This window comes from Bacteroidota bacterium, from assembly GCA_018698135.1.
Classification (GTDB): Bacteria; Bacteroidota; Bacteroidia; order CAILMK01; family JAAYUY01; genus JABINZ01.
Genome location: JABINZ010000161.1, coordinates 51112 through 62725, shown reverse-complemented (window position 1 = coordinate 62725; position 11614 = coordinate 51112). Strand labels below are relative to the sequence as shown.

Here is an 11614-nt window from a genome sequence, read left to right as displayed (position 1 = left end):
GTTCCTAGTGGAGAAGAAACATATACAATCAGCGGTGTTTATGCTGACACAATTCCAAATTATGCTGGTTGTGATAGTTTGCTAACGATATATTTGACAGTGAACTATCAATCATCATCTACCATTTCAGAAACAGTTTGCAATAGCTATCTTGTTCCTAGTGGTGACGAAACCTATACAAGTAGTGGTGTTTATGCTGACACAATTCCAAATTATACTGGTTGTGACAGTTTGCTAACGATTATTTTGACTGTGAACTATGAATCATCATCCACTATTACAGAAACTGTATGCAACAGCTACATTGTTCCAAGTGGAGACGAAACATATACAATCAGCGGTGTTTATGCTGACACAATTCCAAATTATGCTGGTTGTGACAGTTTGCTAAGGATATATTTGACAGTGAACTATCAATCATCATCTACCATTTCAGAAACAGTTTGCAACAGCTATATAGTTCCCAGTGGAGACGAAACATATACAATCAGCGGTGTATATTCAGATACCATTTCAAATTATGTTGGCTGTGATAGTTTGCTGACTATCAATCTCACAGTGAATCACCAAACATCAAGTACAATTTTAGAAAAAGTATGCGATAGTTATATAGTTCCCAGCGGAGATGAGACTTATTTTACAAGTGGGATTTATTTCGATACTATTCTAAATTATAATGGTTGTGATAGCTTGATTACCATCAATTTAACTGTTGTTGATATTGACATGTCGGTAATTCAACTAGGAGACACACTCAAGGCAAGTACTGTATCTCTTAAGTATCAGTGGTTGGACTGTGATGCAGCTTATCAGGTGATTGTAAATGAAACAAACCAGTTTTTTATTGCAGATAAAACAGGAAATTATGCAGTTGAAATACAAAAAGAGAACTGCCTTGATACATCAAATTGCTACTATATTGAGATTTCAAGTATAAAAGAGAACTCATTTGCTGAGAAATTGAATGTATTCCCGAATCCAACATCTGGTTCATTGAAAGTTGATTTAGGCAAAGTTCATGAGAATATATTTGTTCATATTACAGACGAAATGGGGCAAACGATTACTTCTTCATCGCACAGCAATACAAGTGAAATTGATTTAATTATTCGTGCTAAAGCCGGAACATATTATATAATTATTTCAAATGGAGTGGGGCAGCGAGCTGTATTGCAAATTGTGAAACTATAGAAAGTAAAAAAAAAGCACAGCGGTTAAACTGTGCTTTTTTTACATTTTATCTTCAGATTCTAGAATTCGTACAAATAGCCGGCTTCAATTATAAAAGCTCTGTTCGATCCCATACTTTTGTATGTATAGGTCGGATTATCTTGTGCAATTTCCATAAAACCAATATCATAATGTAGTCCAAGAAATACTTTACCTGGTCCCGCATAAATTGCTGCTCCTCCTCCAAGATACCAGCCCATGTCAAATTTTGTAAATTCCTGATTACGTTCTGTATCACTAAAATATTGATCGAGACTTAATTCTCTTTTACCAATGATACCTGTTCCTTCCTCAGATGCCATTCCGCCTAAAATAAAGCCTAAATAGGGTCCTGTTTTTACAAAAACCTCCATGAAATCCAAATCATAGCCAATCTTTGCAAGCAATGGTATTTCCATATATCCAAAATGATAAATATCCGTGCGTGTTGCAATGGTAATGTTTGATTCTCCTTTATAGATTTCAGTCCCTTTTCTGCTAAATATTAATTCTGGTGCTAATGAAAAGTAATCGTTGATTACAAATTCAGCAGTTAATCCGGTGGTTCCACCAATTTCGCCTCGGTCTTCATAAGCTATACCCAAATGTCCTCCCGACATACTGGTAAAAGAGATACCACCTTTAATTCCAAAATAGTTTTGTGCCTGAACACTTGCAGTTATCAATAGCAGTGATACAAATAAAATTGAAAGTTTTGTCATTATTTTGATTTTTGCCTTTTTAATGAAGGAAACAAATATATGGGAATAATAAAAATGCTCTATCGATTATAACAGTAAATAATCAACAATTTATTGGTAGTTCAGATTAGTAGCTAACCACCTTTCAGCTTCTTCAACACTAATTCCTTTTCTGGATGCATAATCTTCCAACTGATCTTTTGAGATTTTATCAATCACAAAGTATTGTGCATCGGGATGAGCGAAATAAAAACCACTGACAGAAGCACCCGGATACATAGCATAACTCTCTGTTAAATGAATACCGACTTCATCGGTTGCATGTAGTAAGTCAAAAAGAATTTGCTTCTCGGTATGATCAGGAACAGATGGATAACCAATGGCGGGACGAATTCCCTGGTATTTTTCTTTAATCAGTTCAGCAGTTGTTAGCGATTCTTTTTTTGCAAATCCCCAAAATTCTTTACGGACTTTTTCGTGTAATAATTCAGCAAAAGCTTCAGCTAGTCTGTCCGCAATAATTTTAATCATAATGGCTGAATAATCATCATGATCACTTTCGTACTTTTTAATCCATTTTTCAATTCCAAATCCACAACTAACTGCAAATGCACCTAAGTATTCTTCTGTATTTTGATTTTCATCTGGCACATAATCAGCCAGTGAAACATTTGCATCATTTTCTTTCTTCAATTGGTTTCTGAGGAAATGAAACTTGGCTATTTCTTGCTTATTTTCATCCTGAAGAATAATATTGTCATTTTTTGCATGAGCTGGCCAAAAACCAAGTACTCCATGGGCTTGAAGCTTATTATGATCAATTATTTCGTTTAGCATTTTTTGACCATCTGTAAATATTTTTTTTGCTTCTTCTCCTTTGATTGGATCATCCAATATTTGTGGATATTGTCCTTCAATCTTCCAGGCTAAAAAGAAAAATGTCCAGTCGATATAGTTAGCAATTTCCTTTATTGAATAATTCTTGATCACTTTTGTCCCGATAAACTGGGGTTGAGTTGGTTTGTAGTTTTTCCAATCCAGCTTTAATTTATTGGCTCGAGCTTGATCCAGATCAACATAGGTTTTCTTTGTTTTCCGCGACTCATGAAAATCCCGAATTTTACTGTACTTGATTTTCAGATCATTCGTAATCGAATTACTTTTTTTGGATAAAAGCTGACTGGCAATTTGAACACTCTGAGAGGCATCTTTCACATGAATAACAGGAGCCGAATAGTTTGTATCTATTTTTACAGCAGTATGCACTTCAGATGTTGTAGCACCTCCAATGAGTAATGGGATATTGAGTTTTAGTCTTTCTAATTCGGATGCCACTTTAGTCATTTCTTCAAGCGAAGGTGTAATGAGGCCACTTAATCCAATAATATCGGCCTTCTCGTCAATTGCTTTTTGAATGATATCTTCTTTTTTGACCATCACACCCATGTCGATAATATCATAATTATTGCATGCCAGCACAACACCAACTATATTCTTCCCTATATCATGAACATCACCTTTTACAGTTGCCAGAACAATTTTTCCAGCAGATGACTTATCGCCACTCAGTCTTTTTTCTTCTTCAATAAAGGGTGTTAAAAAGGCAACCGCTTTTTTCATGACACGTGCACTTTTAACCACCTGTGGAAGAAACATTTTGCCTGAACCGAATAATTCACCAACTACATTCATCCCATCCATCAAGGGTCCTTCAATTACTTCTAATGCAAATTCAAATGTTTGTCGTGATTCCTCAACATCCGCATCAATAAAATCGGTAATACCTTTTACCAAAGAATGAGAAAGACGCTTATTCACAGGAAGTAACCTCCATTCATCCAGTTTCTTTTCTGATTTAGGATCGCTGGTTAAGGTTTCTGCAAACTCCAATAATTTTTCAGTTGCATCTACTTTTCGGTTTAACACCAAATCTTCTGTTAAATCCAACAATTCTTTTGGTATGCTGTCATACACTTCAAGTTGTGAAGGATTTACAATGCCCATATCCAAGCCAGCTTTTATAGCATGAAATAGGAAAACAGAATGTATTGCTTCTCGAAGTCGATCATTCCCTCTGAATGCAAAAGATAAATTGCTGATTCCTCCACTAATTTTAGCAAGAGGTAAGTTTTTCTTGATCCATGTGGTTGTATTGATAAAATCAACTGCATAATTATTATGCTCACTGATTCCTGTTCCGATGGCTAAAACATTGGGATCGAATATGATGTCTTCAGCTGGGAAACCAATTTCTTTGGTTAGGATATTATATGCTCTTTGGCAAACTTCAATTCTTCTTTCAAAGCTATCGGCCTGACCTTTTTCATCAAAAGCCATTATTATAACAGATGCACCATAGTTTCTGATGATTCTAGCCTGTGATTTAAAGCTTTCTACACCTTCTTTCAAACTAATTGAATTAACAATAGATTTGCCCTGAGTACATTTTAATCCTGCTTCAATAACCTCCCATTTGGACGAATCGATCATGATGGGAAGCTTGGCAATATCCGGTTCTGCAGCAATCATATTGAGGAAATTGCTCATTGCAGCTTTTGCGTCAAGCATGGCTTCATCCATGCACACATCAATTACTTGTGCGCCACCTTCAACCTGATCTCTTGCTACAGATAAAGCTTCTTCATATTGCTCTTCCATGATTAAGCGAAGGAACTTTTTTGAACCTGCTACATTGGTCCGTTCACCAATATTAATGAAATTACTATCAGGTCGAATATACAGCGGTTCTAATCCACTTAATCTTGAAATTGTGGCTTGTTCAGTAATTTTTCTTGGAGTAATATTTTTAACAATCTTGTTAAATTCTTTGATATGATCTGGAGTTGTGCCACAACAGCCGCCTACAATGTTTATCACACCTAAATCAAGAAATTCCTGTAATTGCTTGCCCATGGCTTCAGGGCTTTCATCATATTCTCCAAATTGATTTGGAAAACCAGCATTGGGATAAGCACTTACATATGTGGAAGATTTTTCGGCCAACTCACGAATATGCGGAAACATGTCTTTTGCACCTGTTGAACAATTCAGTCCAATGCATAACAAATCCATATGCGACATGGAAATCAGAAAGGCTTCTATTGTCTGGCCTGATAAAGTTCTTCCACTGGCATCGACAATAGTTCCTGATACCATGATTGGAAGACTAATTCCTTTTTCGGAAAAAATATTTTGAATGGCAATATAAGCTGCTTTTGCATTCAGCGTATCGAAAATAGTTTCAATAAGCAGTATATCAGATCCACCGTCAATCAATCCTTTTACTTGCTCTTCATAGGCAGCAACAAACTCATCGAAAGAAGCTTCTCGGAAGGCAGGATTGTTTACATCTGGCGACATAGATGCAGTTCTGTTCGTTGGGCCAATGGCTCCTGCCACAAAACGTGGTTTTTCCAGACTTTGTTTTGAATATTCTACACAGAGTTTTTTTGCAATTTTTGCCGATTCAAAATTCAACTCATATACAAGATCCACCATTTGATAATCCTGCATTGAAATTCCATTGGCATTGAATGTATTAGTTTCGATGATATCAGAACCAGCATCTAAATATTCTGTATGAATTTGTTTGATGATATCTGGCTGTGTAATAGATAGGAGATCGTTGTTTCCCTGTACGTCATTCTGAATATTTGTAAATCGACTTCCTCGATAATCTTCTTCTGAAAGCGTATATTTCTGTATCATAGTGCCCATAGCACCATCCAGAACAAGTATTCTGTTTTTAAGGATTTCTTTAATCATTTATTAATATTTCAATCCTTTAATTACTTCAACAACTGCTTTTGTGTCGTTCATGATATAATAATGCAAATAGGGAATTCCCTTATCTAATAAATCCTGACTTTGTTTTATAGCCCAATCAATGCCTATTTGCGTAACATGTTTTGGATTTTTTTGAACCTCGTCAACTAATTCTTCGGGTAAATCCACATAGAAATTTTTTGGAATGCTGGATAATTGTCTGGTCGAGTTTAGAATTTTAATCCCTGGAATAATAGGTGCATGAATGCCCGCTGTTTTACTTTGATCAACAAAAGAAAAATACTTTGAATTATCGAAAAACATTTGTGTGGTAATGTAATCAGCACCTGCATCTGTTTTTTCTTTGAGATGCATGATATCTGTTTTTAAATTGGGCGCTTCAAAATGTTTCTCTGGATAACCTGCAACACCAATTCCAAAATCCAAAGGAACGGAGTTTAATATTTCTTCGAGATATTCGCCCTTGCTGAGGTTTGAAATTTGTTTAACCAAATCGGATGTAAAATGGTTGATACTCTTGTTATTTTCGACTGGCTTTTTGTAATTAGTTTCATCGCCTCTCAATGCAAAAACATTATGAATACCCAGATAGTTTAATTCAATTAACGCATCTTCAGTTTCCTCTTTTGAAAATCCACGAATTAAAATATGAGCAACAGTATCTATATTGAAGCGGTTTTGAATTACTCCACAAATACCAATAGTTCCGGGTCTTTTTCTTCGAATTCTTCGTTTAATATTGCCATCATTCAATTCTTCATAATAGGCTTCTGCTGAATGACTGGTTACATCAATAAATGGGGGATGAAAGGCTTGCAATTCTTCAACAATATTGATGATATCTTGCCCACTACTACCCCTTGCTGGAGGAATAATCTCAAAACTAAATAATGGTTCTTTTGCTTTTTCAATGTGTTCGATTACTTTCATAATCCTATGTCAGTTTTATATTGGATTACAAAGTTACGATAAATAGACGGAGTCGCTATTTAGATTTGATCTTATTTTTGTAGGGTGAGAAAATAAAATTGCCTCCTTTTTCGGTAATCAGAAAAATGCAAATAAACTCTTTTGGATTTTTAAATACTTTTTTGAAATCGGCTGCTTTAGATTCTTCAACAATTCCATGTTCAATTAAGTCTTCAAGAACCGTGGCGTTGATTGTCCATTCTCTTTGATAATCAGCTTTATCCAGTATCACTTCACCTAGATTCACTTCATGCTGATGTGCAATAAAAATAGGGTATTTCGAAAAATTAGCATTAGTAATTTCCAATGCAACTTCCTTAATAGAATTATTATAAAATTCGATGTCTTTTTTTAAACTATCTAATAGAGGGTGTTTATCCATAATTCCTATTTAATTGCAATAATGATACATTCTCAACGTGCAAGGTATGTGGAAACATATCTACCGGTTGTGCTTTGATGAACGAATATGCAGATGTTAATAATTCTATATCGCGTGCTTGAGTAGCCGGATTGCAACTGACATATATTAGTTTTTTGGGTAAAAGATTTAAAATGGCTTCAATAACTTTTTTATGAATTCCAGGTCGGGGAGGATCAATTATTATGGTATCTGCTATGCCATATTTTTCAGCAAATTCAGGAGTTAAGAGATCTTCAACCTGTCCTGCAAAATACTGAGCATTATCAATTTTATTGAATTTCATATTTTCTTCAGCATCCAATACTGCTTCATCAACTGTTTCAATTCCAATTACCTTGTGAACATCTTTTGCAAGAAAAAGCCCGATGCTTCCAACACCAGAATATAAATCATAAATAACTTCATTTTGTTTGAATTGCCCGAATTCCTTAATCACTTCATATAATCGAACAGCTTGTAATGAGTTTGTTTGATAAAATGATTTTGGTCCTAACTTAAATTTCAGGTGATTAATTTTTTCAGTGATGAATTTATTCCCACTATAATGTTTTGCTTCAATGTCGTAAACCGAATCATTCTGTTTGGTGTTTACCATATAAAAAAGAGATGATATCTGTGGGAATTCGGTATGAAGAGTTTGAAGCAATTGTTCCATCTCATCTGTCAATTCTTCACCAAAAACTAGATTAATCATCAAATCCTGAGTTGTACTTGTTCGTACAAAGAGTGAACGTAATTGCCCCCTATGTTTGTATGGATTGAAAAAACTAAAATTCTTCTCTTTTGCATATTCCCGAATGAAGTTTCTGATCTCATTTGAGGGCGATTCCTGTAGATAGCAATGTGTAACATCAACTAATTTATCAAATCGTCCGGGTGCGTGAAATCCAACTGCATTTCTATTTTCAATAGCTTCTTCAGATTCGATTTCAGCCTGAGATAACCACCTGGAAGTAGAAAAGGAATATTCAAGCTTGTTTCGATAATATTCAGTTGTTTTATTGCCAATAATTGGTAAAATGTTTGGATTTTCTAACCCACCGATTCGGGTTAAACTATTTACAACTTGTTGAAATTTGAATTCTAATTGACTATCATAGGCCATATTTTGAATCTTGCAACCTCCGCAAATGTCAAAATGTGAGCAAATTGCAGTTTGTCGATTCTGTGATTTTGTATGCCATAATACTGATTTTGCATCATAAAATCCTTTCCTTTTACGAAGGATTTCTAAGTCAATAATATCTCCGGGTAAAGTATGATCAACAAAAACTACTGCATTATTTATTCGTGTAATCCCCTTTCCTTTAGCAGATAAATCTACTATTTCAATATGTTGAAATACTTCGTTTTTTTTCACCTGTATATATTAATTTGATTTCGGTAGGTATTAGCCTTTTTTTAGCCTCTTTTCAAGTCTTTCTTTTGCTTTTACACAATTGAAAAGCATGTATTTGAAAACTTGAGCTTCTTGAAAACCTGGCTCAACAAATATTTGTTTATTGTAAGGCATAATAAAAACCGTTGTTGGGAATTTAACCTTTGGATCTTCGGAATACATCGAATTAGTCGTAAGATATTTAATCAATTCTAATCCAGTATATGATTCATCACCAACTTGATACTTTATTCCTTCTCTTTTAGGATTAACCTTAGTGCAAATAAAATCATTCTGAAGGATTTTTATTATTTGTGGGTTAACATAGGTTTCCTTTTCCATTTTTACACAATAGGGGCATTTAGTTGTCATCAGATCCACCAGAAGAATTTTCTTTTCATTCTGTGCTTTTTCATAGGCAACATCCCATTCCAACCAATTAATTTCTTGGTTCTGACTGAAAACAAAAGTGCTTCCTGAAAATATAAATAATAAAAGAAAAATTCTCTTCACTCCTTGCGTATTTTAAGAAACGGCAAAGTTAATAAAAATGATCTATAGACTTGGGAAATGAAGGGACAGTAATTTGTGAAATTATTTTAATGCAGTTGCATTGAGTTTTTCGTTGTGATTAACATAAATTTTGAGAAGATGTTTGAATGATTTTGGCTTTTGAAATCCTTCTTCAGTAAACACTTCATTATGCTCTGGGTAATAAAATATTATTGCAGGGTATTTTACTTGCTCATCTTCGGCAAGAAGTTTTAAAAGTTGTTGCGAATTTATTGATTGTCCTTTGTAAAGGAAAGTTTGTCCTTTTTTCTCTGGATTTAATTTTACAGCTACGAAATGATTATTAATTATCTCAACAATTTCAGCATCAGTAAATGTTTCTTTATCCATTTTTTTACACCAACCGCACCATTCGGTGTATAAATCGAGCATGATAACTTTCTCTTCATTTTTAGCAATATCGCAACTCTCATCCCAACTCACCCAATTTACTTTAGGTAATTTAGGTAATTTAGGTGCTTGCGAATAGTCCTGTGCGTGGACAGATACAGCGCCTAATATAACTACTAAAAGGATGAATAAAAGTTTTTTCATGGGTTGCAATACTTTTACATTTTCAATTTTATTTGATGATGTAAATATACAATCTTATAGCCCCCAATGTCAAATTAATTTACAAGAAGTTATCCTTGCAGCAGTTTAAATAGTACATAATCAATGTACTATGGTGACGAGAAAATTTAATAAAAAACTATTTAGTTGGATCTAAATTAATGTATTTATTCAGTATCTGATTAAACTGTGCTGCATTTTTGTAGCCTGGCTCTAAATATAATTTCTTTTCCTTAGTATACAGAAAAACTGTTGTTGGATAACCAGTCCTTTGATTCTGAACAAGCATACCATACAATTGCATTCCTGTGTATTTTTTACCTTCTATATCATATTGGATATTTTTTAATTCCGGATTAAATTTTACAGGAATAAAGTGTTTGTCGATAAGTTTGATAACCTCAGGGTTTGTATAGGTGTCTTTATCCATTTTCTTACACCATCCACACCAATCCGTATACAGATCAATCATTAATATTTTGTCTTTCTTTTTAGCCATTGTATAGCCATCGTTCCAATTTTGCCAGCTAAGTTCATTTTGAGTTTGTGAGAAAGCGAGAGTCGTTGTAAAAATACTGAGTATAGTAATAATTAGAAATTGTTTCATTGTCTATTGTTTTGTCTTCATTTATCAAATACTATTCCATCAAAAATACTTTAGGCAATTTTGCTTTTCAAATATAAACAGATATTTATTTTTATATTGTTATTTACGTTAAAAAGGAATTAAATAGTTAATCCAGAAATTTTGTCAGGTAGTTTTTATTTAGATAATCCAATACGTTTGAACTTCCACCCGTATGGGTATTGATGTAATTTTTAGCATTTTGCCCATAATTTAAATAGGCATTTTCTTTAATCAAATTATTTAATGATAATTCAAAATCATCTGGATGTTTAATTAAAACTGCTGCATCTTGATTTATTAATTCACCTGCTTCAGGAAATTTTTGATGTCCATTCGGGCCAAACATAATTGCATTGCCAAAACTTGCTGGTTCCAGTAAATTATGTATCGATTTATTAAATCCACCGCCAATAAATACTATATTACTCAGGGAATACAGTTTATTCAGTAATCCGATTGTATCCACAATTAATATTCTTGCTTTCGAAATATCTTCTTTCGAATAATTTTCGGTCCAAAGCACACATGCATGCTCACTAAACTCATGACAAATAGATTGAATTCTAGCTGGACTTACATCATGCGGTGTAATGATAATCTTCCAATCATTCAGACTGTTTCTAATCATTTTTTTGATTAGATTCTCTTCTGTTTCATAGGAGGAACCCAGAATCAATATTTTTGATTCTCCTTTAAAATCTACCGCTTTTTGAATCTCATCTATTTTAATCGTTTTAGAAATTTGAAAAACACGATCTATTCGCGTATCAGGAATAACAGATACATGATGAATCTTATTTTTTTCAAGAATTGTCTTACTTTCTTCATTTTGAACGAAAATATGATCGGGAATTCTTAATAAATCAAGGAATATGAACCCATATGACTTGAAAAATATTTGATTAGTGCGAAATAGTGCAGACACAAGAATCAAAGGAATATTCTTGTTTTTTAATTGATTGAAATAGTGAAACCAAAAGTCATATTTAATAAAAATGGCTAAACTCGGATTAACTAATTCAATGAATTTTTTAGCATTATTTTTAGTATCAATTGGCAAATAAGTAATCAAATCTGCTTGCTGATAATTTTTCCTGATTTCAAAACCTGATGGGGAAAAAAAAGTCAGGATTATTTTAAGATTGGGGTGATTTTTTTTGAGTGATTCAATGATTGGCCTTCCCTGTTCAAACTCACCTAAAGATGACACATGTATCCAAATCCTAAATTCATTCTCTGATTTGTGTTCTTGGAGCGTTGTAAATACATTTTTACGACCCACAATCCAACTCTTGGCTTTAGGACTAAATGGAGTACTTATTTTGATGATAAGCCAATAGAGCTTAATCGAACCATTATAAAGCAATATTGACATTAAGCGTAAAAACATGCTA

Annotated in this window: 10 protein-coding genes; 1 reads left to right on the top strand and 9 read right to left on the bottom strand. The window is 33.6% G+C overall.

Annotation, left to right across the window (positions count from 1 at the left end; translation table 11 throughout):
• The coding region (locus HOG71_10860) for a T9SS type A sorting domain-containing protein (protein MBT5991337.1) at positions 1-1191 on the top strand (1191 nt) is incomplete at its 5' end.
• Between the two features lie 59 nt (positions 1192-1250).
• Here the strand turns inward: HOG71_10860 and HOG71_10855 are convergent.
• The 9 genes from HOG71_10855 to HOG71_10815 form a co-directional block, all read right to left on the bottom strand.
• Positions 1251-1931: a PorT family protein gene (locus HOG71_10855; protein ID MBT5991336.1), complete on the bottom strand. Its 681-nt coding sequence runs from the start codon at positions 1929-1931 to the stop codon at positions 1251-1253.
• Positions 1932-2021: 90 nt separating this feature from the next.
• Entirely contained in the window at positions 2022-5675 is a 3654-nt protein-coding gene (gene metH / locus HOG71_10850; protein MBT5991335.1) for a methionine synthase, read from the bottom strand.
• Between the two features lie 3 nt (positions 5676-5678).
• Positions 5679-6626 carry a methylenetetrahydrofolate reductase [NAD(P)H] gene (locus tag HOG71_10845; protein MBT5991334.1) on the bottom strand — a complete coding sequence of 316 codons (948 nt, stop codon included), beginning with the start codon at positions 6624-6626 and terminating at the stop codon, positions 5679-5681.
• Between the two features lie 55 nt (positions 6627-6681).
• Positions 6682-7047, bottom strand: coding sequence for a hypothetical protein (locus HOG71_10840; GenBank protein MBT5991333.1), 366 nt, complete (start codon positions 7045-7047; stop codon positions 6682-6684).
• Complete coding sequence (rlmD, locus tag HOG71_10835) at positions 7040-8455, bottom strand: 23S rRNA (uracil(1939)-C(5))-methyltransferase RlmD (GenBank protein MBT5991332.1); 1416 nt, start codon at positions 8453-8455, stop codon at positions 7040-7042. Before rlmD ends, HOG71_10840 begins: the two co-directional genes overlap by 8 nt.
• Positions 8456-8479: 24 nt before the next feature.
• Positions 8480-8980 (bottom strand): DUF255 domain-containing protein, encoded by a 501-nt coding sequence (locus HOG71_10830; GenBank protein MBT5991331.1) that lies wholly within the window; start codon positions 8978-8980, stop codon positions 8480-8482.
• 81 nt (positions 8981-9061) lie between these two features.
• The gene (locus tag HOG71_10825; protein MBT5991330.1) at positions 9062-9574 is read right to left on the bottom strand and encodes a DUF255 domain-containing protein; all 513 of its coding nucleotides are present in this window, start codon (positions 9572-9574) and stop codon (positions 9062-9064) included.
• A 157-nt stretch (positions 9575-9731) separates the two neighbouring features.
• A complete protein-coding gene (locus HOG71_10820) occupies positions 9732-10199 on the bottom strand; it encodes a DUF255 domain-containing protein (GenBank protein ID MBT5991329.1) in 468 nt (155 codons plus the stop codon).
• A gap of 127 nt (positions 10200-10326) precedes the next feature.
• Positions 10327-11610, bottom strand: coding sequence for a 3-deoxy-D-manno-octulosonic acid transferase (locus tag HOG71_10815; GenBank protein ID MBT5991328.1), 1284 nt, complete (start codon positions 11608-11610; stop codon positions 10327-10329).
• Between the last annotated feature and the right edge of the window lie 4 nt (positions 11611-11614).

Excerpts from the sequence above, each read along its gene's own strand:
- HOG71_10840 (MBT5991333.1), bottom strand. The coding sequence starts at position 7,047 with ATGGATAAACACCCTCTATTAGATAGTTTAAAAAAAGACATCGAATTT.
- metH (MBT5991335.1), bottom strand. The coding sequence starts at position 5,675 with ATGATTAAAGAAATCCTTAAAAACAGAATACTTGTTCTGGATGGTGCT.
- HOG71_10815 (MBT5991328.1), bottom strand. The coding sequence starts at position 11,610 with ATGTTTTTACGCTTAATGTCAATATTGCTTTATAATGGTTCGATTAAG.
- HOG71_10825 (MBT5991330.1), bottom strand. The coding sequence starts at position 9,574 with ATGAAAAAACTTTTATTCATCCTTTTAGTAGTTATATTAGGCGCTGTA.
- HOG71_10820 (MBT5991329.1), bottom strand. The coding sequence starts at position 10,199 with ATGAAACAATTTCTAATTATTACTATACTCAGTATTTTTACAACGACT.
- HOG71_10845 (MBT5991334.1), bottom strand. The coding sequence starts at position 6,626 with ATGAAAGTAATCGAACACATTGAAAAAGCAAAAGAACCATTATTTAGT.
- HOG71_10855 (MBT5991336.1), bottom strand. The coding sequence starts at position 1,931 with ATGACAAAACTTTCAATTTTATTTGTATCACTGCTATTGATAACTGCA.